The sequence below is a fragment of the Amycolatopsis sp. NPDC114503 genome (assembly GCF_055633655.1).
This window is the reverse complement of sequence record NZ_JBVKDT010000022.1, coordinates 43772-66689: the sequence shown is the minus strand read 5'-3', so window position 1 is coordinate 66689 and position 22918 is coordinate 43772. Positions and strand designations below refer to the sequence as shown.

General features: G+C 69.6%; 21 protein-coding genes. 14 read left to right on the top strand and 7 right to left on the bottom strand.

What is annotated here, in order from left to right; all coding sequences use genetic code 11:
- Nucleotides 1-90: 90 nt before the first annotated feature.
- Nucleotides 91-1443 carry a cation:dicarboxylate symporter family transporter gene (locus ACZ7OI_RS47155; RefSeq protein WP_470270629.1) on the top strand — a complete coding sequence of 451 codons (1353 nt, stop codon included), beginning with the start codon at nt 91-93 and terminating at the stop codon, nt 1441-1443.
- Between the two features lie 99 nt (nt 1444-1542).
- Here the strand turns inward: ACZ7OI_RS47155 and ACZ7OI_RS47150 are convergent, their stop codons facing one another.
- The gene (locus ACZ7OI_RS47150; protein ID WP_470270628.1) at nt 1543-1944 is read right to left on the bottom strand and encodes a winged helix-turn-helix transcriptional regulator; all 402 of its coding nucleotides are present in this window, start codon (nt 1942-1944) and stop codon (nt 1543-1545) included.
- A 117-nt stretch (nt 1945-2061) separates the two neighbouring features.
- Here ACZ7OI_RS47150 and ACZ7OI_RS47145 point away from each other — a divergent pair, with 117 nt between their 5' ends.
- Entirely contained in the window at nt 2062-3498 is a 1437-nt protein-coding gene (locus ACZ7OI_RS47145) for an MFS transporter (RefSeq protein ID WP_470270627.1), read from the top strand.
- Nucleotides 3499-3522: 24 nt separating this feature from the next.
- Here the strand turns inward: ACZ7OI_RS47145 and ACZ7OI_RS47140 are convergent, their stop codons facing one another.
- Nucleotides 3523-3987, bottom strand: a complete 465-nt coding sequence (locus tag ACZ7OI_RS47140) for an SRPBCC family protein (protein WP_470270626.1) — start codon at nt 3985-3987, stop codon at nt 3523-3525.
- A 114-nt stretch (nt 3988-4101) separates the two neighbouring features.
- On the opposite strand from ACZ7OI_RS47140, the gene ACZ7OI_RS47135 reads away from it, so the two are divergent.
- A complete protein-coding gene (locus tag ACZ7OI_RS47135) occupies nt 4102-4734 on the top strand; it encodes a fibronectin type III domain-containing protein (RefSeq protein ID WP_470270625.1) in 633 nt (210 codons plus the stop codon).
- Between the two features lie 102 nt (nt 4735-4836).
- Here ACZ7OI_RS47135 and uvrA read toward each other — a convergent pair whose 3' ends face one another.
- Complete coding sequence (gene uvrA, locus ACZ7OI_RS47130) at nt 4837-7698, bottom strand: excinuclease ABC subunit UvrA (RefSeq protein WP_470270624.1); 2862 nt, start codon at nt 7696-7698, stop codon at nt 4837-4839.
- A gap of 340 nt (nt 7699-8038) precedes the next feature.
- Between uvrA and ACZ7OI_RS47125 the strand changes: the two genes are divergently transcribed.
- Nucleotides 8039-8734 carry an RNase H family protein gene (locus ACZ7OI_RS47125; RefSeq protein ID WP_470270623.1) on the top strand — a complete coding sequence of 232 codons (696 nt, stop codon included), beginning with the start codon at nt 8039-8041 and terminating at the stop codon, nt 8732-8734.
- 2 nt (nt 8735-8736) lie between these two features.
- Here the strand turns inward: ACZ7OI_RS47125 and ACZ7OI_RS47120 are convergent, their stop codons facing one another.
- Nucleotides 8737-9567, bottom strand: a complete 831-nt coding sequence (locus ACZ7OI_RS47120) for a YwqG family protein (protein WP_470270622.1) — start codon at nt 9565-9567, stop codon at nt 8737-8739.
- A 78-nt stretch (nt 9568-9645) separates the two neighbouring features.
- Here ACZ7OI_RS47120 and ACZ7OI_RS47115 point away from each other — a divergent pair, with 78 nt between their 5' ends.
- The 4 genes from ACZ7OI_RS47115 to ACZ7OI_RS47100 all read left to right on the top strand — a co-directional run bounded on the left by ACZ7OI_RS47115 (nt 9646) and on the right by ACZ7OI_RS47100 (nt 12510).
- The gene (locus ACZ7OI_RS47115; protein WP_470270665.1) at nt 9646-10323 is read left to right on the top strand and encodes an MBL fold metallo-hydrolase; all 678 of its coding nucleotides are present in this window, start codon (nt 9646-9648) and stop codon (nt 10321-10323) included.
- A gap of 120 nt (nt 10324-10443) precedes the next feature.
- A complete protein-coding gene (locus tag ACZ7OI_RS47110) occupies nt 10444-11025 on the top strand; it encodes a TetR/AcrR family transcriptional regulator (protein ID WP_470270621.1) in 582 nt (193 codons plus the stop codon).
- A 261-nt stretch (nt 11026-11286) separates the two neighbouring features.
- Entirely contained in the window at nt 11287-11676 is a 390-nt protein-coding gene (locus ACZ7OI_RS47105) for a hypothetical protein (protein ID WP_470270620.1), read from the top strand.
- 168 nt (nt 11677-11844) lie between these two features.
- Complete coding sequence (locus tag ACZ7OI_RS47100) at nt 11845-12510, top strand: hypothetical protein (RefSeq protein WP_470270619.1); 666 nt, start codon at nt 11845-11847, stop codon at nt 12508-12510.
- Nucleotides 12511-12560: 50 nt separating this feature from the next.
- On the opposite strand, the gene ACZ7OI_RS47095 is transcribed toward ACZ7OI_RS47100, so the two are convergent.
- On the bottom strand, nt 12561-13346 hold the full coding sequence (locus tag ACZ7OI_RS47095; protein WP_470270618.1) for a DUF1684 domain-containing protein: 786 nt from the start codon (nt 13344-13346) through the stop codon (nt 12561-12563).
- 92 nt (nt 13347-13438) lie between these two features.
- Here ACZ7OI_RS47095 and rnhA point away from each other — a divergent pair, with 92 nt between their 5' ends.
- From rnhA to ACZ7OI_RS47075, 4 genes are all read left to right on the top strand, one after another.
- The gene (gene rnhA, locus ACZ7OI_RS47090; protein ID WP_470270617.1) at nt 13439-13918 is read left to right on the top strand and encodes a ribonuclease HI; all 480 of its coding nucleotides are present in this window, start codon (nt 13439-13441) and stop codon (nt 13916-13918) included.
- A 469-nt stretch (nt 13919-14387) separates the two neighbouring features.
- On the top strand, nt 14388-14741 hold the full coding sequence (locus ACZ7OI_RS47085) for a DUF1801 domain-containing protein (protein WP_470270616.1): 354 nt from the start codon (nt 14388-14390) through the stop codon (nt 14739-14741).
- On the top strand, nt 14738-15112 hold the full coding sequence (locus ACZ7OI_RS47080) for a YchJ family protein (RefSeq protein WP_470270615.1): 375 nt from the start codon (nt 14738-14740) through the stop codon (nt 15110-15112). Before ACZ7OI_RS47085 ends, ACZ7OI_RS47080 begins: the two co-directional genes overlap by 4 nt.
- A 174-nt stretch (nt 15113-15286) precedes the next feature.
- A complete protein-coding gene (locus tag ACZ7OI_RS47075; RefSeq protein WP_470270664.1) occupies nt 15287-17926 on the top strand; it encodes a glycoside hydrolase family 2 protein in 2640 nt (879 codons plus the stop codon).
- Between the two features lie 43 nt (nt 17927-17969).
- Here ACZ7OI_RS47075 and ACZ7OI_RS47070 read toward each other — a convergent pair whose 3' ends face one another.
- Nucleotides 17970-19382, bottom strand: a complete 1413-nt coding sequence (locus ACZ7OI_RS47070) for a carboxylesterase/lipase family protein (protein WP_470270614.1) — start codon at nt 19380-19382, stop codon at nt 17970-17972.
- Nucleotides 19383-19442: 60 nt separating this feature from the next.
- On the opposite strand from ACZ7OI_RS47070, the gene ACZ7OI_RS47065 reads away from it, so the two are divergent.
- Both ACZ7OI_RS47065 and ACZ7OI_RS47060 read left to right on the top strand, forming a co-directional pair.
- Nucleotides 19443-21320 (top strand): Na+/H+ antiporter, encoded by a 1878-nt coding sequence (locus ACZ7OI_RS47065; RefSeq protein ID WP_470270613.1) that lies wholly within the window; start codon nt 19443-19445, stop codon nt 21318-21320.
- A 22-nt stretch (nt 21321-21342) separates the two neighbouring features.
- Complete coding sequence (locus tag ACZ7OI_RS47060) at nt 21343-22029, top strand: histidine phosphatase family protein (RefSeq protein ID WP_470270612.1); 687 nt, start codon at nt 21343-21345, stop codon at nt 22027-22029.
- On the opposite strand, the gene ACZ7OI_RS47055 is transcribed toward ACZ7OI_RS47060, so the two are convergent.
- Nucleotides 22005-22775 carry an ABC transporter permease gene (locus ACZ7OI_RS47055; RefSeq protein ID WP_470270611.1) on the bottom strand — a complete coding sequence of 257 codons (771 nt, stop codon included), beginning with the start codon at nt 22773-22775 and terminating at the stop codon, nt 22005-22007. The genes ACZ7OI_RS47060 and ACZ7OI_RS47055 overlap by 25 nt on opposite strands.
- Nucleotides 22776-22918: the final 143 nt, after the last annotated feature.

Below are 22918 nucleotides of genomic sequence, written 5' to 3'. Positions count from 1 at the left end.
CTGCCGCGAACTCAATGAACACAACGGTGACGCCGGTCATACCCGCCCCGCATAGTGACCCGCGTTCCCCCCACCGAGCTGGAGGCAACGGTGCCGACACCGACCCCCGAGAACGCCACAGCAGTTGCGCCCAAGCGCGACCGCACGCGTTACCTGTACCTGGCCGTGATCGCCGCCGTAGTGCTCGGCGTCGCGGTCGGCCTGCTCTGGCCGTCCGTCGGCAAGAGCCTCGCCCCGCTGGGCACCGGCTTCGTCAACCTGATCAAGATGATGATCTCGCCGATCATCTTCTGCACCATCGTGCTGGGCATCGGCTCGGTCGCGAAGGCGGCGAAGGTCGGCAAGGTCGGCATCACGGCGCTGGTCTACTTCATCGTGATGTCGACGTTCGCGCTCGCGATCGGGCTCGTCGTCGGCAATCTGCTGCACCCGGGCAGCGGCCTGCACCTCAACCCGGCCGACGTGTCGAAGGTGCACCAGCAGGCCAAGGGCGAGGGCGGGGTCGACTTCCTGCTCGGGATCATCCCGAAGACCTTCGTGTCCGCGTTCACCGAGGGCCAGGTGCTGCAGACGCTGCTCGTGGCGCTGCTGGCCGGGTTCGCGCTGCAGAAGCTCGGCAAGCGCGGCGAGCCGATCCTGCGCGGCATCGAGCACATCCAGCGGCTCGTGTTCCGCATTCTCTCGATGATCATGTGGGCCGCCCCGGTGGGCGCGTTCGGCGCGATCGCCGCGGTGGTGGGCGCGACCGGCTGGGGCGCGCTGCGCAGCCTGCTGGTGATCATGCTCGGCTTCTACCTGACGTGCCTCGTGTTCGTGTTCGGCGTGCTCGGCGCGGTGCTGTGGCTCGGCGCACGGGTCAACATCTTCAGCCTGCTGCGCTATCTCGGCCGCGAATTCCTGCTGATCCTCTCGACGTCCTCTTCGGAATCCGCGCTGCCGCGGCTGATCGCGAAGATGGAGCACCTCGGGGTCAGCAAGCCGGTCGTCGGCATCACGGTGCCCACCGGGTACTCGTTCAACCTCGACGGCACCGCGATCTACCTGACGATGGCGACGCTGTTCATCGCCACCGCGCAGGACCAGCCGCTCGCGCTCGGCGAGCAGATCACGTTGCTGCTGTTCATGATCATCGCCTCGAAGGGCGCGGCGGGCGTCAGCGGCGCCGGCATCGCGACCCTGGCCAGCGGCCTGCAGTCGCACCGCCCGGAACTCGTCGACGGCGTCGGCTTCATCCTCGGCATCGACCGGTTCATGTCCGAAGCCCGCGCGCTGACGAACTTCGCCGGCAACGCGGTCGCGACTGTCCTCATCGGATCGTGGATGAAGGAATTCGACCGCGAGCGTTCGCAGCAGGTGTTCACCGGCCAGGCGCCGTTCGACGAAGCGACCCTGCTCGACGAGAAACCGGCCGAGCCGGCCGCCCCAGTCCCGGCGAACGCCTGAGACCCAGTCCGGACCCGGGCCCCTTCCCTCCGGGTGCGGACTGTTTCGGCGCCGCAGCCGTGCGCGTCCCCCGTGCGCGCGGCTGCGGCGCTTTCCATTTCAGCAAGCAGTGCGGCCGTCGTATCCCTGCCGCGAGACCGCGATCGCCTCGCGGTGCCGCTCCGCCCAGTCGACCAGGCCAGCCAGCGAGTCGTACAGTTCGCGCGCCATCTCGGTCGCCTCGTACTCGACCTTCGGCGGGACCGTCGGGTAGACCGTGCGCTTCAGCAGGCCGTCGCGTTCCAGGTTCCGCAGGGTGAGCGTGAGCATGCGGCGGCTGATCCCCTGCACCGAGCGTTCGAGTTCGGTGAACCGCACCGGGCCGCGCGTCGCCTCCAGCAGGATGCCGATCACCCACTTCCCGCTGATCCGGTTCACGACCTCCATCACCGTGCACACCGCGAATTTCGCCGGGTCGAAGTCCGTGGCCTCGTCGGTCACAGCGATGTTCCCCTGGGACATGAAAGTGCCTCCTTCCGCAGTGCTCCATGGTCACACATGATGGGCACTGTAACAAGAGATGCCCTGGCTACGACCAGCGGAAACTCCCCCCCTGTGCCGGTTATGGAGGACTTTGTCATGCCCGAAACCGCTCGGCATCGCGGCGCGGCGCTCGCCGTGCTGTCGGCCGCCTCGCTGATGGTGGTGCTCGACAGCTCGATCGTCGCGGTCGCCCTGCCGGTGATCCAGACCGACCTCGGGTTCAGCGCGCCCGGGCTCGCCTGGGTGGTCAACGCCTATCTCGTCGCGTTCGGCGGCCTGCTCCTGCTGTCGGGACGCCTGGGCGACCTGGTCGGACGGCGGAGGGTGTTCCTCGTCGGCATCGTCGTTTTCACCGCCGCTTCGCTGGCTGCCGGCCTTTCGCCGAACGCGACCACGCTGGTGGTCGCGCGGTTTGTTCAAGGCGTCGGCGGGGCTCTGACGTCAGCAGTCGTCTTGGGAATGATCGTGACGCTCTATCCCGAGCCGCGCGCCCGCGTCCGCGCGATCGGCGTGTACAGCTTCACCCAGGCCGCGGGCGCGTCGATCGGCATGGTCGCCGGAGGTGCGCTTACCCAGGGGCTGGACTGGCACTGGACCTTCTACATCAACCTGCCCATCGGGGTCGCCGCGCTGGTGCTGACTCCGTTGGTCGTCGCCTCCGACCGCGGTCTCGGTCTGCGCACCGGTATCGACGTCCTGGGCGCGCTGCTGGTCACCGCCGGCGTGATGCTGCTGGTGCTGGGCATCGTGCAAGCAGGCGACGCCGGCTGGACTTTCCTGACGATCGCGACTCTTGCTTCCGCCGTCGTCCTGCTCCTGCTGTTCCTGCTGCGCCAAGCCCGGACGCGAACCCCGTTGCTGCCCCTGCGCTTGCTCCGGGTGCGCGCGATCAGCGGCGCCAACCTGACCATGGTCGTGATGGTCGCCGGGTTCCTCGGGTTCCAGTTCGTCACCGCGCTGTACTTGCAGCAGGTTCTCGGTTTCGACGCTCTCGCCACGGGTTTCGCCTTCGTCCCGACGCCGGTCATGATCGCCGCGTTCTCGCTCGGCCTGGCCGACTGGCTCAACACCCGCTTCTCCCCGCGCGCGGTCCTGGTCGCCGGTCTGCTGACGACGTCGGTCGCTTTCCTGTACCTGACCCAGGTCCAGACAGCTGGCGGTTATGCGGTGCACGTCTTGCCTTCGCTGATCCTGATGGGCGCTGGGGCCGGGATGGCGATCCCGGCGCTGATGGGCTTGGCGATGTCCGCCGCGACCCCCGAAGACTCCGGCGTGACGTCCGGTCTGATCACCACGACCCAGCAGGTCGGCGGCGCTCTGGGGACGGCCGTGCTGGCCACCGCCGCCGCGACCCGGACGGCCGAGATGCTGAGCGGCGGTGCTTCGGAGAAAGAGGCGCTGGCTTCGGGGTTCCGGGTGGCTTACGGGTTCAGCGCCGGGTTGACCGCTCTCGCCGCGATCCTCGCCGCGGTGATCCTGGGCCGCCGAACCGCTGCGGCTCCTGCCGCCGCTCCCGAACCGGTCGCCCGCTAGCCCCTGGCTGGTTACCTCGACGCCTTACCTCGGAGCCGCGAGGTAACCAGCCAGCCCGTGCCGGCCCCGCCGCATCATCCACGCGTGGTTGGCGCGAAAGAACGGCCGAGCGACGACGTCCAGCTTGCGCAGCAACGGTTTCCGCACCTGAACGTGCTGCGTGATCTCCAGCCGGGCGCCCCCGCGCTCGGCGTGGATCGCCCCGGCGAGCACCCCGTCGAGGTCGCCGCTCAACCGGACGCGCACCCGCAGCCCCGCCGCGTCCTGCTGCTCCCGGCGCATCGCGATGACGAGCCGATACGGCAACCGGGAACGGCAGACGACCTGGGCCGTATCGTCGTCGACCTGGCGCACCGACCGGACGTCCGGCCACCACCGCGGATAGGACTCGAGGTCGACGATCGCGTCGAACACCCGCCGCGGGAGAGCCGGCAGCCACCAGTCGCTCCGGAACGAGTACTCGGCGTCCCTCTTCTTCTCGAGGACCACAGTCCGCCCCTCTCTCCCGATCAGCGGAACGCGCGCTTGTCGATCTTGACTGCCGTTTCCTAGGCTGGCCGTCCCTTGGGTACGCCGCCGCCTGAACCATCGAGGAGGCCTGCCGTGCCATTAGCCGCCCGAACCGCCCTCGCCGCGCTGCTGACCGCAACGCTAGTCGGCTGCGGCTCCCCCGCGCCTCCAGCCGCTCCCGTTTTCACCGCGACCCTCACCTCGCCGACGAACGTCGTCCTGCACTGGCCCTCCGACCCGGCCGCGGCGGGATACCTCCTCGAATACGCCAACGCCGCCGACGGCCCGTGGACCGCGCTGCAGTACCTCCCGCCCGGCCAGACTTCTTACACCCACCCGAACCTGATCCCGGAAACGCCGTTCTACTACCGAATCCGCTCTTTCGCCGGTCCGGTATCGGCAACCGTCACGGCAGGCAATGCTTCTCAATCCGGTACCGCTGCTCCTCCGCCGACCGGCGCCCCGGCCAACCTCACCGCGACTCCCGCACCGGACCAGAGCCTGCACTTCGCCTGGACCGACCACTCGGCCGACGAAGCCGGTTTCCTGCTGGAGATCCGCCGTCCAGGCACCCCGGATTTCGCCCCGGTCGAGGTAACCGATCCCAACGCGACTCAATGCGCGCTGTCCCTCTTGCCCGGCGAACAAGGCTCGACTTTCCGGATCCGCGCCCTGTCTTACGGCCCGCTCTCCCCCGTCGTCGAGCGCACGACCGGAAAGGACTGACCCCGCCCGCCGCGCAGCAAAGAGCCGCCCGGTACGGGGACCGGGCGGCTCTTCCTGTCTCGCATCGTCTCGAAGCGCGGCCGGGTGCGGGCAAGCCGCGCGTCAGGCCGGGTTCAGCACCTCCGCGAGGAACTCGCCGGTGTAGCTCCCCTCGGTGGCCGCCACCTCCTCGGGCGTTCCCTCGGCGATCACCATTCCGCCGCCGGACCCGCCCTCCGGGCCCATGTCCACGATCCAGTCGGACGTCTTGATCACGTCGAGGTTGTGCTCGATCACGATCACCGTGTTTCCCTTGTCCACCAAGCCGTTGATCACGCCGATCAGCTTGCTGATGTCCTCGAAGTGCAGGCCGGTGGTCGGCTCGTCGAGGATGTAGACGGTCTTGCCGGTGGAGCGCTTCTGCAGTTCGCTCGCCAGCTTCACGCGCTGGGCCTCGCCGCCGGACAGGGTCGGGGCGGGCTGGCCGAGGCGGACGTAGCCGAGGCCGACGTCGACGAGGGTCTGCAGGTGCCGGTGGATCGCCTTGATCGGCTCGAAGAACTCGGACGCCTCCTCGATCGGCATGTCCAGCACGTCGGACACCGTCTTGCCCTTGTAGTGCACCTCGAGCGTTTCCCGGTTGTACCGGGCGCCCTTGCACACCTCGCACGGGACGTAGACGTCCGGCAGGAAGTTCATCTCGATCTTGATCGTGCCGTCGCCCGCGCACGCCTCGCAGCGCCCGCCCTTGACGTTGAACGAGAAGCGGCCCTGCTGGTACCCGCGGACCTTCGCCTCGGTGGTCGCGGCGAACAGCTTGCGCACGTGGTCCCACACGCCGGTGTAGGTGGCCGCGTTGGAGCGCGGCGTGCGGCCGATCGGCGACTGGTCGACGCGCACCAGCTTGTCGACGTTGGCGAGGCCGTTGACCCGGGTGTGGCGGCCCGGGACCTGGCGCGCGCCGTTGAGCTTGTTCGCCAGCACCTGCGCGAGGATGTCGTTGACCAGGGTCGACTTGCCCGACCCGGACACGCCGGTGATCGACACGAGGCAGCCGAGCGGGAACGACACGTCGATGCCGCGCAGGTTGTGCTCGCGCGCGCCCACCACGGTGAGCTGCCGCTTCTTGTCGACCGGCCGCCGGATCGCCGGGATCTCGATCTGCCGCCGCCCGGACAGGTACGCGCCGGTGATCGATTCCTTGTTCTTCAGGATCTTCTTGTACGGGCCGCTGTGCACGATGTGCCCGCCGTGCTCGCCCGCGCCAGGGCCGATGTCGACCACCCAGTCGCTGGCCCGGATGGTGTCCTCGTCGTGCTCGACCACGATCAGCGTGTTGCCGAGGTTGCGCAGCCGCGTGAGCGTCTCGATCAGCCGGTGGTTGTCGCGCTGGTGCAGGCCGATCGACGGCTCGTCCAGCACGTACAGCACGCCCACCAGCCCGGAGCCGATCTGCGTCGCCAGCCGGATGCGCTGCGCCTCGCCGCCGGACAGCGTGCCGGAGGCGCGGTCGAGCGACAGGTAGGTGAGCCCGACGTCGAGCAGGAAGCGCAGCCGCGCCTGGATCTCCTTCAGCACCGCGCCCGCGATCATCGCCTCGCGCGGGCCGAGGACCAGCTGGTCGAGGAATTCCGACGCCTCCGCGATGGACAGCGCGCAGACCTCGGCGATCGACCGGTCGCCCTGCGTCGCGTGCTCCAGCGTGACCGCGAGGATCTCCGGCTTGAGCCGGGTGCCCTGGCACGCCGGGCACGGCACCTCGCGCATGTAGCCCTCGTACCGCTCGCGCATGTACTCCGAGTCGGTCTGCTCGAGGCGCCGCTCCAGGAACGGGATGACGCCCTCGAAGGCCGCGTAGTACGAGCGCTGCCTGCCGTACCGGTTGCGGTAGCGGACGTGCACCTGCTCGTCGACGCCGTGCAGCACCGCCTTCTGCACGCGGGCGGGCAGCCGCCGCCACGGCGTGTCCATGCGGAACCCGACCGCCTCCGACAGCGATTCCAGCAGCCGCAGGAAGTAGTCGGCGCTCTGCCCGCCCGCCCACGGCGCGATGGCTCCCTCGGCGAGCGACAGCTCGTCGTCGGGCACCACCAGCTCCGGGTCGACCTCCTTGCGGATGCCGATGCCGGTGCACTCGGGGCACGCGCCGTAGGGCGAGTTGAACGAGAACGACCGGGGTTCGAGGTCCTCGATCGCCAGCGGGTGTCCGTTGGGGCAGGCCAGGTTCTCGGAGAAGCCGCGCACGCGGTGCGGGTCGTTCTCGTCGAGGTCGACGAAGTCGAGTTCGACGAGGCCGTCGGCCAGCCGCAGCGCCGTTTCCACCGAGTCGGTGAGCCGCTGCCGGGCGCTGGTCTTGACCGCGAGCCGGTCGATCACCACGCCGATCTGGTGCTTTTCCTGCTTCTTCAGCTTCGGCGGGTCGGTGAGCGGGTGCACCGTGCCGTCGACGACCACGCGCGCGTAGCCCTGCTGCTGCAGGTTCTGGAACAGGTCGAGGTACTCGCCCTTGCGCCCGCGCACGACCGGCGCGAGCACCTGGAACTTGGTGCCCTCGGGCATTTCCAGCACCTGGTCCACGATCTGCTGCGGCGTCTGCTTGCTGATCGCCTCGCCGCACTTCGGGCAGTGCGCCTTGCCCGCGCGGGCGTAGAGCAGCCGCAGGTAGTCGTAGACCTCGGTGATGGTGCCGACGGTCGACCGCGGGTTGCGCGAGGTCGACTTCTGGTCGATCGACACCGCGGGCGAGAGGCCCTCGATGAAGTCGACGTCCGGCTTGTCCATCTGCCCGAGGAACTGCCGGGCATACGCCGACAGCGACTCCACGTACCGCCGCTGCCCCTCGGCGAAGATCGTGTCGAAGGCAAGACTCGACTTGCCCGACCCGGACAGGCCGGTGAACACGATCATGCTGTCGCGGGGCAGATCGAGATCCACGCCGCGGAGGTTGTGCTCGCGCGCTCCGCGAACAACGAGGCGATCAGCCACGCCTTCGTCCCTTCCATCGTTCTGCTCGGTGGCCCGCCGGGAGATCCGGTGCCGACGGACGTGCCCAGGGTAGGGACGACCACCGACAAAAACCGGACCGCACGTGTTCTGCCTGGGCTTTTCCGCTCTCCGGGGGCCGGGGGAAGCGGCCCGCGGCGGGGTCGCCGGACGCTGTCGGAGGCCCCGCGCGGCGGAGCGGATGCGCGGGCTGGCCCGGTTCCACGATACAGGTCGGCGAAGGCTGCCCGGCCCGGGTGCACGGCCCCCGGGAACCGGGCGGGGGCAGGGCGTTCCGGCGGGTTTTCCGGAACCTGCCGGACCCGGCCGATAGGTTCTGGGCGTGGCAAGCGACGAAGCCGGAGCCGTGCGGATCTACGCGGCGGGGAAAGGCAGCGACAACCCGGGACCGGGCGGCTGGTCCGCGCTGCTGGCCTACGGCGAACATCGGAAATCCCTCGCCGGCGGGGCGGCGGAGACGACCGCAGGACGGATGGCGGTGACGGCGGCGCTGGAAGCGCTCGAAAGCCTGAAACGGCCGGTCCGCGTGCATCTCTACAGCGACAGCGAGTACCTGCGCACGGCGCTGGACGGCCAGGCGTCCGACGACCTCCTCACCCGGCTCCGCACCTGCGCCGCTCGCCACCGGATCACCTGGCGGGCGGCCGAGGAACCGGACGCCCGCGCCCTGCTGGCCGAACTGGCCGACCGCGCGACGGAAGCGCGCCCCACCGGACGGCCGGCCGCTCCTCCGGAAGACGACGAGTGCCGGCACGGCATGACCAAGGCCTACTGCGCCGACTGCCGGCAGCTCGACGCCGGAGTCCTGCCGACCGGATACCGCACGGCGGGCGGCAGCGCCTACCACAACGACGCCGACTGCTACTGGCTGCGCAGGGGCCAGCAGCGGCAGGAGCGGATGGGCCGCGACACCCACGAGATCGTCCGGATCGCCTGGGCGTCGGTGATCCCGGGCGAACTCGAACCGTGCGAGCACTGCTGCACGACGGAATGGCTGACGCGGCATCGGCGCGGCTGACCTCAACCGCTCTGCATGACGCAGCGGACCCGGTCGAACCGGCCCGCGGCGAGGTCGTCCTCGCGGATCAGCCAGTACAGAACGCCGACGTCGCCCCACATCAGGCCCGCGTCGCCGTCGCTGTCGATCTGGGCGAGCAAAGCCCAGCGCAGCGCTTCGCCGGCGAGATCCGATTCGGACGCGTCGTCCGGCAGGACCGCCGCGGCGACCTCGTCTTCCGGCGGGCCCTGGACCGGCCAGGAGCAGCCGCCGATCTGGTGGTACGGCGCGGTCGCCGACTCCCGGAGGCGGTCGAAGAACTCCTCGGACCAGTTGCCCGGATCGGAGAGCGGGAGCCCGTCGCGGGCGAGCGTGCGGCGCAGCACCTCCTGCCCGGAGTTCGGGAAAGTGCCCGTGATTTCCGCGGACACCTCCAGCCGCGGATAGACGTCGACTCCCTCCGGCGCCGCCCGTTCGGCGGTCTCGGCGTCAGCCGGAACGACCACGACCCCGCCGAGAGCGGTCAGATCGACCGGGGCCTCGGCCTGGAACCAGTCGTCGCAGTAGAAGAACAGCAACGAACCCGAGGCGGGCAGCTCGATCCCGCCGGGCACCCGGGGCAATGCCGCGCAGTCGATCGAGGCGACGAAGTTCATCGGCAGCTCGCCCCGCCAGACGGGCCATTCGACGTCCGCGGGCAGCGCCGGGCTCCCGCCGAGACAGCCGACGCGAGCGCCCGTCCCGCCCGGTGTCAACCGGACCGCGGGCCGGAACACCGTTTCCCACGCCTCGGCCACGTCCGGCGGCAGGTTCTCGCGCGCCAGCTTGGCGAGCGGGTCGATCCAAGAGGTCATGCGGAGATCTTGACAGCAGGCACCGACAAAAACGGCCACGTGGTCGCCGCGCGGGTGATCCGGCTACCGTGGGGACTCGTGAACATCGCCGACACTTACACCGGACACGTCGAACCGGGCGGCGACGCCGCGCGCCGGACGCTGGACGGGCTGACCATCACCAAGCTCTCCGTTGGCCCGATGGACAACAACGCGTACCTGCTCGTGTGCCGCGCGGAGAACGAAGCGCTGCTGATCGACGCGGCCAACGACCCGGAGCGAATCTCCGACCTCATCGGCCACGGCCCCGACCGGCCCGCGCTGCGCACCGTCGTGACGACGCACCAGCACGCCGACCACTGGCAGGCACTGGGCGCGGTCGCCGGAGCGAACGGCGCGAACACCGCCGCGCACCCGCTGGACGCGGAACCGCTGCCGGTCCCCCCGGACTTCCTGGTCGAACACGGCGACACGCTGAAGGTCGGCGAGGCAACGCTGGAAGTGATCCACCTGCGCGGGCACACGCCGGGGTCGATCGCGCTGCTGTACCGGGACCCGAAGGGGCACGGGCATCTGTTCACCGGGGATTCGCTGTTCCCAGGCGGGGTCGGGAAAACCGGGTCCCCGGAGGACTTCACGTCGTTGCTGGACGACGTGTCGGCGCGGATTTTCGACGAGCTGCCGGACGACACGTGGTTCTACCCGGGACACGGGGACGACTCGACGCTGGGAGAACAGCGTCCGCACCTGGCCGAGTGGCGCGAACGCGGCTGGTGAGCTGACGACCTTCTCTGACGGGGCTGCCTGAACTTTCAGGCAGCCCCGTCTGCTGTTTGGCGCGGCGGCACAACGGCCGAGGCTCCTGCCGAAAACGAACGATCGTGCTAGAAAGGTGTCATGGGCAAGGGCGAGACAACCCGGCAGGCCGTACTGGACCGCGCCGCCGCGACTGCCAGCCGGATCGGTCTCGCCGGGCTGACGATCGGGTCGCTGGCGGCGGACACCGGGATGTCCAAGAGCGGTTTGTTCGCCCACTTCCAGTCCAAGGAATCCCTTCAGGCGCAGGTCCTCGCCTACGCGCGAGAGCTGTTCGCCGATCAGGTCGTGCGACCGGCGCTGGCCGCTCCGAGGGGCGAGGCCAGGGTGCGCGCGCTGTTCGAACATTGGGTCGCGGCAGGCAGGGAAGGCGGCCCCGGCTGCCTTTTCGTGTCGGCTTCCGCCGAGTACGACGACCAGCCCGGCCCAATCCGGGACCAGCTGGTGCGCGACCACCTCGACTTCACCGACTCGGTCGCGCAGATGTTCCGCACCGGGATCAGCGAGGGCCAGTTCCGCCCGGACGCCGACCCGGACCAGTTCGCCCACGACCTGCACGGCGTGATGCTCGGCTTCTTCCACGCACACCGGCTGCTGGCCGAATCCGCCGCGGAGGCGAGGACCCGGCGCGCCTTCGAAAACCTGCTCGCCGCCGCGAAGTAACCCGCATCGACCAAAGGACAAGGTTATGAGCGTTTTCTGCCTCACGAAAAGCACGATCGTTCGTTTTACCCTGCCTCCGGCACGGGACGAGCCGACCGGCCTCGCCGCGACGTCCGGCTTCGGCCGCCCGGTGCCGTGCGGCGTCCAAGAGCGAAGATCGAGGCGTGCCAACGGAAATCCCCTTGCCGACCACTCACCTGAGCCGACGCCGGCCATCACCGAAAGACGGGATTCCGGCTCCTCGCGCGAAGGGGCCGTCTCATGCTGAGGACCGGTTGGCGGGCAGGCCCGGCGAACGTCGGCGGCGAACCGGTGTTCGTCGCGATCACCGAGTTCCGGCCGCGCCGGCGGCGGGACATGCTCGCGGTCGCGCGGGCCGGACTCCGGCTCGGGCGCGGCTGGCCGGAGCTTCCCGGCGCGATCGGGATGTGGCTGTGGTGCCAGCCGACCCTCGGACGCACCGGCTCGGTCTCGGTCTGGCGCGACGAGGAAGCGCTGCGCGGCTTCGTCCGCTGGCCGCCGCACGTCGAAGTGATCAAGCGGTTCCGCGACGAGGGCGCGTTGAGCAGCCACGGCTGGTGGACGCCGTCGTTCGATCAGGAACGGATCTGGGAACTGGCCCGCGAACGACTAGCGAGCCCTCGGGCTTGAGCCGTGCGAGTGTCCGTCGTTTTGTCCCGTCTCGACCGGGAGAGTACGGAAAATCCCAAGCCCGCCAAGGGAATTCGGCCGCAATTACGCGTGCCGCTTTGCCCTGCCAGGCTCCGGCGAGTACGCAGACGAAGGTCAACTTTCGCGGCACAGAAACCTGGGAGCGGCATGACAGCGCAGCTATGGTCACGGCGGACGTTGCTAGGCGGCGTGGCAGGCAGCGCGGCGCTGCTCATCACCAGTTGCGCGTCAAAACAAGCCAAAGCGACCGCCGCGGCTCTGCCGCCCGCTCAGCCTGGCGGGGCGCGGGTGATGATCATCCGGCACGCCGAGAAACCGGCCGGATCCGGTGGGCCGCAAGGGATCGACGTGAACGGCAACTCCGATTCGCACTCGCTGACCGTCCGCGGCTGGACCCGGGCGGGCGCGTTGGTGGAGCTATTCGCGCCGGCGACAGGCTCGACAAGGGAAGGACTCGCCCGGCCGACCGCTGTCTACGCGGCGGGCGGCAACGGCGGCGAGGGCACCCGGCCGAGGGAGACCGCCGGGCCGGTGGCGGAGCGGCTGGGCACAACCGTCCTGACCACCTACGCCAAGGGCAGCGAGAGCGCGCTCGCGGCGGAGGTCGCCCGGCGGACGGAGCCGACCTTGATCAGTTGGCAGCACGAGGAAATTCCCGCGCTCGCGGCCGCGTTCGGGGTCGCCGCACCGCAGAAGTGGCCGGACGACCGGTTCGACGTCGTCTGGGTGCTGACCCCGGCCGGGTCCGGCTGGACGCTCACTCAGGTGCCGCAACTGCTCCTGGCCGGGGACAGCGCCGATCCGATCAAGTGACCGCGGGTCTGTGCGCCCAGGTCGGGCGCACAGACCTGATCACCCAAAACTCACTGCCGCTCGAAAGGCAGCTTCTCCCCCGCCTCCACCGCGAACGGCAGGTGATTCCCCTCCGGCGGCAACGGGCACGTGGCGAAGTCCGTAAAAGCGCAAGGCAGATTCACCGCCCGGTTGAAGTCCAGCGTCACCGTCCCGTCCGCGGCGGCCTCGGCGACCGGCAGGGAACGGTTAGCGGCATAAGTCGTCACGCCGCTGGTCTCATCGGTGAAGAGAATGCTGTACCCACCAGTCTTGCCATTGAACGCGGTGAGCGCGTGCTCGACACCATCGCGCTCGAAGACGACCCGGCCAGGCGCGGTGTAGACGTGCGACAGTCCTTCCACGACCGCGCCAACAGTCGTCGGCCGCGGTTCGTCGAAGGCTTCAAAACGCCCGGTCAGAACCCAAGCGGGGTCGGGTTCGTACGCGGGTACGCCGTGGAAGTCGTGCAGCACTGGGGCTTTCGGGTCGTGGACGCGGATCAGGTAACCCGACCTGCGCGCGATCTCGATCTCCACCGAGCCCGCCGTCACGCGGGTGCCCGCGCCGCTGTTCACCAGCTCGAAACGGCGGACATCAGTCAGCAAAGTGCCTTCGTGCCGCAACTCCCCGCCATCCGGGTCGACGTAGGCGGCTTCGGCGTCCTGCCACCATCGGCCGGGAAGTCCGGGGTACGTCCGGGGCGAGTTCTCGAGCCAGTCGAGCGACACCAGCGCCAGCCAGCCGTACGGATCGGCCAGCGTCTTTTCCCGCTCCGCTTTCCAGTCCTGCCACGCCTGCGCGAACTCCACCGCCATGTCCGGATCCCTTCAGTGAGTGTCCACGGCACAACACCGGCCCCGGCATGGCATTCCGGCTCTCAGCACGTGGGAACGGTAGGGTCGCCCGGGTGGCGGAGCAGACGGAACAAACCGTGGAGATCTACACCGACGGCGCGTGCAGCGGCAATCCCGGACCGGGCGGCTGGGGCGCTCTCCTCCGGTACGGCAAGCACGAGCGCGAGCTGTACGGAGCCGAGGACACCGTCACCACCAACAACCGCATGGAGCTGATGGCTCCGATCCGCGCGCTGGAAAGCCTCACTCGCGCGGCCGTGGTGCGGATCTACACCGACAGCACGTACGTCCGCAACGGCATCCTCCAGTGGATGCCGCGCTGGAAGAAGAACGGCTGGCAGACGCAGGCGAAGCAGCCGGTCAAGAACGCCGACCTGTGGCAGCGCCTCGACACCGCCTGCGAGCGCCACGAGGTCGAATGGCTCTGGGTCAAGGGCCACGCCGGGCTTCCGGAGAACGAGCGCGCGGACAAGCTCGCGGTCAAGGGGTCGCAGGAAGCTGCGGCGGCCGGGGTGCGCCGGGCTCGCGGCTGAGCCGTTGCGGCTGAACTCGCGGGCTTGGCCTTACCGCTTCGACGAGGTTCCGTGGACCGAGATCGCCGCCCGGTTTCACGAGACGGCGGCGGGCGCATCCGGAGTTCCGGCATCCGGCAGACATCGTCGACAGCGTTCTGGCCTGCGAAGGCGCACACCGCTTGGCAGGGCTCACGTCGATGCACGACGGCCCGCCCGGTCCCGGATGAGCCGCCGATCGCGGTCGTGGCCGTCCGGTCGCCTTCGTCCGGCCAGGTGGGCGCGGGCGGGGTGTACCTCGAGCATCTGTCCCTGACCGGCCACGACGATCGGATTTTCCGGCCCGCGGAAGAGGCGGTGCCGTTGTTCTGGCGGTTCATGATCGAGAGGTTCGGGATCGCTCCCATCAACCGACAAAAAAATTAGTCTTGACAAGAAGAACCATCGGAAGGCAAGCTCGGCAGCACCAGAACGCCGAGAGGACGAAGCCATGCCGAAGTTCACGACCGTCGCCGAGTACGTCGCCGCGCAGCCCGAAGCGCTCCGCGAGATCTACACCGCGCTCCTGCCGGTGCTCGACGACGCGATGCCGCACCCGGCCACGCTCTACCACGGCGCTCCCACCTGGAAGACAGGCAAAAACCCGGTCTGCCTTGCGAAGGCGTACAGCTCGTACGTGACGCTCGCGTTCTGGCGCGGCCAACTGCTCACCGGCGCCGGCCTCGAACCGAGCGCCCGCGAAATGGCCCACGTGAAGCTGCGCAGCGCCAAGGACGTCGACGCCAACCAGATCACCGCCTGGGTGCAGGAGGCTCTCGCGCTGGAGACAGAATCAGCGGCGTGACCAACCCCTGCCCCTGCGGCCTGCCCGAGCCCTACGCCGACTGCTGCGGCCGATTCCACCGCGGCGACCAGAACGCCCCGACCGCCGAACGGCTGATGCGGTCCCGCTACTGCGCGTTCGCCGTCGGGGAGCCCGAGTACCTGCTCGACACCTGGCATCCGGACACCCGCCCGAAGCGGCTGCGGCTCGATCTCGCGCAGGAGTGGACCCGGCTGGAGATCCTCGGCCAGACCGGCGGCTCGCTGCTGCAGAACGAAGGCACTGTCGAGTTCCGCGCGCACTACCGCTACCAGGGCCACGACGAGTCGCAGCACGAGAACAGCCGCTTCGTCCGCGAGGACGGGCGCTGGTACTACGTCGACGCGCTCTAAGCGGAACCGCAGGGGAAAATCGGGCGAAAAGACCCCGTCGAGGTCTGTTCCCGGGCGCTCCGGGCGGCTACCATCACCGGCAATCGTTAAGGAACTTTACTAACAATTGCCACTCCCCCATCGCCGCCGCCAGGAGCCCGAGGAGGACCGCTCGTGACCCCACGCCGGCCAAGAATGCCCGGACGGCTGTTAGCAGTCGCCGCACTGACCGCCGCGTTGATCCCCGGCGTCGCCGGGGCCGCTTCGGCCGGGCCGGAGCCCGGCCAGGCCGCGATTCCCGGTTATCTCATCCAGTCCTCGGCCAAGGTGTCCGACGACGCCTCGGTGTCGAAGCCCGGCTTCGACGCGAAGGGCTGGTACCCGGTCGGCTCTCAGTCGACGGTCTACGCCGGGCTGCTCGCCAACGGCCGCTACTCCGACCCGTTCTACTCCACGAACATGAAGAACGTGCCGTCCGCGGACTTCAAGGTCCCGTGGTGGTACCGCGCCGACGTCAAGGTCGCCGACCCCTCGCAGCGCACCTACCTCGACGTCAGCGGCGTGCTCTCCAAGGCCGACGTCTGGGTGAACGGCGCCCGCGTCGCCACCAAGGACGACATCAACGGCCCCTACACCCGGCACGACCTCGACGTGACCAAGCAGGTCCACGAGGGCGTCAACAGCGTCGCGTTCAAGGTCTACCCGAACGACCCGAACAACGACCTGTCGATGGGCTGGATCGACTGGGCGCAGACCCCGCCGGACCAGAACATGGGCCTCGCCCGCGAGATCGTCGTCCGGCACAGCGGCCCGGTCGCGCTCCGCGGCGCGCACGTGGTCACGAAGCTGAACGTGCCCGCGCTCGACCACGCCGACCTCACCGCCAAGGCCGACGTCCGCAACGACTCCGACTCGGCGGTCCGCGCCACGGTGTCCGGCACCGTCGCGGGCAAACCGGTGAGCCAGGACGTTTCCCTTGCCGCGCACGAGAAGAAGACCGTCTCGTTCCCGGTGATCGGCGTCGACAAGCCGCAGGTGTGGTGGCCCGCCGGGATGGGCGGACAGCCGATGCAGCAGCTGGACCTGACCGCGACCGTCGGCGGGACCACGTCCGACGCGAGCCACTCCAGCTTCGGCATCCGCGACGTCAAGGCTCCGCTGAACTCCAGCGGCGGGCGGCAGTACGTCGTCAACGGCAAGCCGCTGATGATCAAGGGCGGCGGCTGGTCCCCTGACCTCCTGCTGCGCTGGGACGCGGGCCGGGCGGCGGACAAGCTCGCCTACGTCAAGAACCTCGGCCTCAACACGGTGCGGCTCGAAGGCCACATCGAACCCGACGCTTTCTTCGACCTCGCGGACCGGATGGGCGTGCTGACCATGCCCGGCTGGGAATGCTGCGACAAATGGGAAGGCCAGGTCAACGGCGACGAGAAGGGCGAGCCGTGGACTGAAGCGGACTACCCGATCGCCAAGGCGTCCATGACCGCCGAGGCCGAGCGGCTGCGCGACCACCCGAGCGTGCTGTCGTTCCACATCGGCAGCGACTTCGCGCCCGACGCGCGGATCGAAAAGGGCTACCTCGACGCGCTGTCCGCGGCGGACTGGCCCGCCGCGGTGATCTCCGCGGCGTCGGCCAAGGCGTCGCCGAAGCTCGGCCCGTCCGGGATGAAGATGAACGGCCCGTACGACTACGTCCCGCCGAACTACTGGTACGACAAGGCGCACAAGGACGCGGGCGGCGCGTGGAACTTCAACTCCGAGACCAGCGCCGGGCCGGACATCCCGACGATGGACACGCTCAAGCGGATGATGACGCCCGCCGAGCTGGAAACGCTCTGGAAGAACCCGGCCGCGCCGCAGTACCACCGCTCCGAATCGGAGACCTTCGCGAACCTGAAGATCTTCGGCGACGCGCTGGCCGGCCGCTACGGCAAGCCGACGGGCCTGGACGACTTCGTCCGCAAGGCGCAGCTGGCGCAGTACGAGAACGTCCGCGCGGAGTTCGAATCGCACTCCCGCAACTTCACCGACTCCAAGGACCCGTCGACCGGGCTCATCTACTGGATGCTCAACAGCGGCTGGACGTCGCTGCACTGGCAGCTGTTCGACGCCTACCTCGACCAGAACGGCTCCTACTTCGGAGCCAAGAAGGCGAACGAGCCGCTGCACATCCAGTACTCGTACGACACCAAATCGGCCGAGGTGGTCAACTCCACCGCGAAGAAGGCGACCGGCCTGACCGCCAGCGTCGAGCTGTTCAACACTGACGGCACGAAGAAGTTCTCGAAGACCAAGCAGGACCTGTCGGTCAACGGCGGCGGCGCGCACGCGAAGGCGCTCGACATCGGTTCGGTCAGCGGGCTTTCGTCCACCTACCTGGCGAAGCTGGTGCTCACCGATTCGGCGGGCAAGGAGGTCAGCCGGAACGTGTATTGGCTGTCCACCAAGGACGACAAGCTCAACTGGAGCAAGTCGGACTGGTACTACACGCCGACCTCGTCGTACGCCGACCTGTCCGGGCTGTCGAAGCTGGGCGCGGCGAAGGTGGCCACCACGGCGACCTCCGCACCGGGTCCGGACGGCACCACTGTCACCACCGTGAAGCTCACCAACACTTCGTCGGGCAAGACGCCGGCGTTCATGGTGGACACGCACATGGTGGACAGCGCGGGCACTCCGGTGCTTCCGGTGTCCTGGTCGGACAACCAGGTCAGCCTGTGGCCGGGCGAATCGGTGACGCTCACCGCCACCTACCGCACGGCCGATCTGCACGGCTCCGCGCCTTCGGTGCGGGTCGCGGGCTGGAACACCGGCACGCAGACCGTCCGCGGCTAAGCGCCTCGTGAGTGGCAATGCCGGTTAGAACCGGCATTGCCACTCACGAGCCCCACAGCCGCCGCTGCTCCGAATCCGGATCGGACACCGTCACGCTGACGTCGTCGAACACCCGCGTCACCCGATCCCCCGGCGCATACTGCTCCCACCCGGGATCACCGGTCGCCACGAACCGGACCCACGTTTCGAACATCTCCTTCGCCATCGCCTGCAACCGTTCCGGATCGGGGCGGGCGATGGCGAACAGGAAGCGCCAGTGGGTGTTGCGGACGTCGTCGAACACGAACGGCAGGTCCACCCCGTGCGCCGCGCCGAGGCCTTTCCCGCGCGGCGCGATCCGCCAGTCCAGCCGGTACATCCACGCCGTGCCGCCCGCCGCGTGCTGGGTTTCGGCGAGCCGGATCGCGGGCAGCCACCAGTCCCCCGCTGTGCGGACGCGGTTCACCAGCTGGTCTTCCGGCCAATCCGGCAGCAGCTCCCGGTACGCCTCGGTCATCCGGGCGATGACGTCCGGTTCGAGCATCGTCGAGCCGGTGCCGAGCAGTTTCGCCCCGCCGGTTTGCAGCCACGAGAACAGGTCCTGTTCGTCGGCCGTCGTTCCGGTGAGGATCCGGACTTCTCGCGCCGCACCGTCCGCGACCGCTTCTCCGGGTCGCTGCGGCAGAAGATCCCCGTCGACCACCACGCGGTACGACACGAGCGTGCCGAGTTGAGCCGTGACCCGTTGCTGTGCGGCCAAAATCTCCGTCACCGGCAGTGAGGACAGGTCCCCGCCGTCTAGCTCCTCCAGCACCGCCTCGCCGACATCTTCCGCCTCGGCCGGGGTGTGCACGACTGAGCCGACCCCGGTGCCGCTCTGCACGATCGCCTGGCTGAACAGCCCGCGTGCCGCCGGAACCGCCAGCAGCGTCCCGACGGTGCGGCCGCCGTTGGACTGCCCGGCGAGCGTCACGCGGCGCGGGTCGCCGCCGAACGCGGCCACGTTGTCGCGGACCCATTCCAGCGCCAGAGCCTGGTCCTGCAGCGAGAGATTCCCGTCGGAAACCCCGGGCAGGCGGAGCATGCCGAGCACCCCGAGCCGGTACCCGACGGTCACGACGACCACGCCGCGGCGGGCGTACGCGGACGCGTCGAACTGGTGCGGCGCGCCCATCACCCCGCCGCCGCCGTGGATCCACACCAGCACTGGGTACGAGCCGGGGGCCTCGGGCGCGTAGACGTTGACGTACAGGCAGTCCTCGTCGCCGACGAAGCGTTTCCCGGTCACATCCGGCTGCGGGGCTTTGGCGGCGAACTCCGTCGCGTCGCGCACGCCGGTCCAGGACGCCACCGGCACCGGCGGCCGGAACCGCAACTCCCCCACCGGCGGTTCCGCGAACGGCACCCCCAGGAAACGCCCGACACCGCCGGCCACCTCGCCGCGGACGGCACCGGCCCGCGTCTCCACCGTCGTCACGACCGGGAGCCTAACGCTGGCCCCCGCGCGTCCTCCGGGGCCGCAGGTGATGATTGTCCGGTGGAAATCGCAGCGGAATTGGTGGCGCTGGTCCTGACGGTCCTCCTGGTGACCGTCGTCGCGCGCCGGATGGACTGGTCGGCGCCGCTGTGCCTGGTCGCGGTCGGCGTCGGGGTGTCGTTCGTCCCCGGGGTGCCGCAGTACGAACTGGACCCGGAGATCGTCCTCATCGGACTGCTGCCGCCGCTGCTGTACTCGGCGTCGCTGCAGACGTCGCTGGTCGCGTTCCGCAAGCTGCGCGGGCCGATCGCGCTGCTGTCGGTCGGGCTGGTGGTGTTCACCGCTTTCGGCGTCGGGCTCGTCGCGTGGCTGGTGGTGCCGGGATTGCCGCTGGCCGCCGGGATCGCGCTCGGCGCGGTCGTCGCGCCGCCGGACGCGGTGGCGGCGAGCGTGGTCGCGCGGCGCGTCGGGATGCCGCGCAAACTCGTCCGGCTGCTGGAGGGCGAAAGCCTCTTCAACGACGCCGCCGCGCTCGTCGCGCTGCGGACCGCGATCGCGGCGATCGCCGGCGCGGTCAGCCTCTGGCAGGTCGGCCTCGACTTCCTGCTCGCGGCCGTCGGCGGGATCGTCGTCGGCTTCCTGGTCGGGCTGATCGTGACGTACGTGCGCGCGAAGCTGGAGGACACGCTCACCGACACCGCGCTGTCGTTCGCGGTGCCCTTCGCGGCGTATCTGCTGGCTGAAGCGGTGCACGGATCCGGTGTGCTGGCAGTGGTGGTCACCGGGCTCATCCAGGGGCACCAGACGCCGCGGATCCAGTCCGGGCCGTCGCGGCTGGCCAGCAGGCTGAACTGGGAAACCGTCCAGTTCCTGCTGGAGAACATGGTCTTCCTGCTGATCGGCCTGCAGGTGCGGGGAATCCTGCACGAGGTCGGCAAGAGCGGGCTGTCGCTGTGGCAGCTCGTCGGGATCTGCGCCGCCGTGCTCGCCGCGACGATCCTCACCCGGATGCTGTGGATGGTCGGCATCGGCGTGGTGAAACGCCTCCTGAACACCCTGGGCCTGGAACGCGGCAAGGTGTGGCCGTGGCGCTACTCGGCGGTGATCGCGTGGGCCGGGATGCGCGGCGTGGTCACGCTCGCCGCGGCGTTCGTGCTGCCCGCGGACACCCCGCAGCGGGCAGTGCTCGTGCTGGCCGCGGTCGTGGTGGTGGCCGGGACGCTCCTGGTGCAGGGCATGTCGCTGCCGCCGCTGATCCGGCGGCTTCGGCTGCCTCGTCCGGACCCGGCGGAGGACGCGTTGCAGGAGGCCGCCGTGCTGCACGACATGACCCGCGTCGCGCTCGCGAAGCTCGAAGAACTGCGCCGTCCGGAAGACCCGCCCGAGGTGATCGAACGGCTGCGCGACCGGTTGCAGGGCCGGTCCGACGCCGCGTGGGAACAGCTCGGCCGGCAAAGCACGCTCGCCGAAACCCCGAGCGACGCCTACCGCCGGCTACGCGTCCAACTGCTCGAAGCCGAACGCGAACAGTTCCTGAAGGCGCGCGACCGCGGCACCGCCGACGACGCCGTGCTGCGCCGCGTGCTGGCCCGGCTCGACATCGAAGAATCCATGCTCGACCGCGAAGAGGAGGAACCCCCGGTGGCCGAACGCGAACTCAGCACCCCCGCCGCCACGGCCGGGTCGTGCAAGCACCTCAGCCACGAGTGGCCTGCCAAGGAGCCCAGCTCCCAGGATTCCTGCGCCGAATGCATCGAGGCCGGGATGACGTGGGTGCACCTGCGGATGTGCCTCAAGTGCGGGCACGTCGCCTGCTGCGATTCGTCGCCGGGCAAGCACGCCTCGCAGCACTTCCACGAAACCCGGCACCCGGTGATGCGCAGCTTCGAGCCGGGCGAGACGTGGCGATGGTGCTTCGTGGACAAGCAACTCGGCTGAACCGACCGGTTAGGGTCGGGGCATGACCACGCCCGAACAGGAAGTCGAGTACCGCCAGCACCGCTTCAGCCCGCCCTCGGGCGCCACCGAGATTTTCCTGGTGCGCCACGGGGAATCGATGCCGCAACGGCTGAGCGAGCCGTTCGATCTCGTCGACGGACAGGCCGACCCGGACCTCGCGCCGGAAGGACGGGACCACGCCGCGCGCGTAGGCGAACGGCTGGCGTCCGAACGCATCGACGCGGTGTACGTCACCACGTTGCGGCGCACCGCGCAGACCGCGGCGCCGCTGGCGGAGAAGCTCGGCCTCACCCCCGTCGTCGAACCGGAGCTGCGCGAGATCCACCTTGGCGAATGGGAAAACGGGCTCTTCCGCAAGCACACCGCCGAGGGGCACCCGCTGGCGCGGAAGCTGTGGGAAGAGCAGCGCTGGGACGTCCTGCCGGGCGCGGAATCCGACGAAGCGTTCGGCCTGCGGATCCGGGCCGCGCTCACGCGCATCGCCGCGGCTCACCCGGACCAGCGGGTCGCGGTGTTCACCCACGGCGGCGTGATCGGCGAGGCGTTCGCCCAGGCGAGCCGCGCGCTGGAGCGGTTCGCGTTCCTCGGCGCGGACAACGGATCGATCTCGCACCTCGTGGTGCACGGCGAAAACTGGCTGATCCGCGGCTTCAACGACCGGTCTCACCTGGCGGCCCCGCTCGGCTGAGCGGACTCGTCGCGGCGGAGGAACCCCGCCGCGACGAGCTGCACGGTCGCCAGCACCGCGACCGATTCCGCGGCCAGCAGCCCGATCAGCACCAGCACCTGCGTGGTACCGGCCTGAAGCGGGCTAGCCCCGCCCAGCAGGACGCCCACGTATGCGCCCGGCAACGTCACCAGCCCGACCGTCCGGGTCTGGTCGAGCGCCGGGATCAACGCGTGCCCCGCCGAGGGACGGCAGATCTCCAGCGCGGCATGCCGAGGCAGGAATCCCAGGGCGAGCGCGGCTTCGTACTCGCCGCGGCGTTGTTCGAGCTCGTCGAGCGCGCGACGGGCCGCCTGCGAGGTCGCGGTCATCGAACCGCCGATCACGATCCCCGCGACGGGCACCACCGAAATCGGCTTCGCCGGGACGACCCCGGAACCCAGCACCAGCCCCAGCACCGGAACGACGCCGGACGCCAGCGCCAGCGCGACCCACCCGATCCGCCGCGGCGCCCCGATCCGGCCTGCGGACGTCGCGGCGGCGATGGAGAACATCGCGAGGACGAACAGTCCGGTCAGCCAATCCGAACGCAGGATGAAGGTGATGACCAGCGAAACGAGCGCGAGCTGCGCGACGGCCCGGACGGCCGCGACGAGCACCGCCCGCCCCTGCCCCAGCTGCCCGAACCGGACGACGGCCGCGCCCGCGAGCGTCAGCACGACGAGCACGGCGATCAACGCGGGCCCGAACCCGATCGCACCGTTCACCGGGGTGATCCTGCCCCAGACCGAGCTGCACCGCGCCAGAACCGCACCGCTCCGCCGAAGGTCCGTGAAGGACTCCTTGAGGGAATCTGATTCCCTCAAGGAGTCCTTCACGGACCTTTACGGATGCACGGCGCTGCCGGAGA

What these genes read in the sequence shown, in the direction of transcription:
- ACZ7OI_RS47150 (WP_470270628.1), bottom strand. Translation starts at nt 1,944, where the DNA reads ATGTCCCAGGGGAACATCGCTGTGACCGACGAGGCCACGGACTTCGAC.
- ACZ7OI_RS47145 (WP_470270627.1), top strand. Translation starts at nt 2,062, where the DNA reads ATGCCCGAAACCGCTCGGCATCGCGGCGCGGCGCTCGCCGTGCTGTCG.
- ACZ7OI_RS47120 (WP_470270622.1), bottom strand. Translation starts at nt 9,567, where the DNA reads ATGACCTCTTGGATCGACCCGCTCGCCAAGCTGGCGCGCGAGAACCTG.
- ACZ7OI_RS47110 (WP_470270621.1), top strand. Translation starts at nt 10,444, where the DNA reads ATGGGCAAGGGCGAGACAACCCGGCAGGCCGTACTGGACCGCGCCGCC.
- ACZ7OI_RS47105 (WP_470270620.1), top strand. Translation starts at nt 11,287, where the DNA reads ATGCTGAGGACCGGTTGGCGGGCAGGCCCGGCGAACGTCGGCGGCGAA.
- ACZ7OI_RS47100 (WP_470270619.1), top strand. Translation starts at nt 11,845, where the DNA reads ATGACAGCGCAGCTATGGTCACGGCGGACGTTGCTAGGCGGCGTGGCA.
- ACZ7OI_RS47095 (WP_470270618.1), bottom strand. Translation starts at nt 13,346, where the DNA reads ATGGCGGTGGAGTTCGCGCAGGCGTGGCAGGACTGGAAAGCGGAGCGG.
- ACZ7OI_RS47085 (WP_470270616.1), top strand. Translation starts at nt 14,388, where the DNA reads ATGCCGAAGTTCACGACCGTCGCCGAGTACGTCGCCGCGCAGCCCGAA.
- ACZ7OI_RS47075 (WP_470270664.1), top strand. Translation starts at nt 15,287, where the DNA reads ATGCCCGGACGGCTGTTAGCAGTCGCCGCACTGACCGCCGCGTTGATC.
- ACZ7OI_RS47060 (WP_470270612.1), top strand. Translation starts at nt 21,343, where the DNA reads ATGACCACGCCCGAACAGGAAGTCGAGTACCGCCAGCACCGCTTCAGC.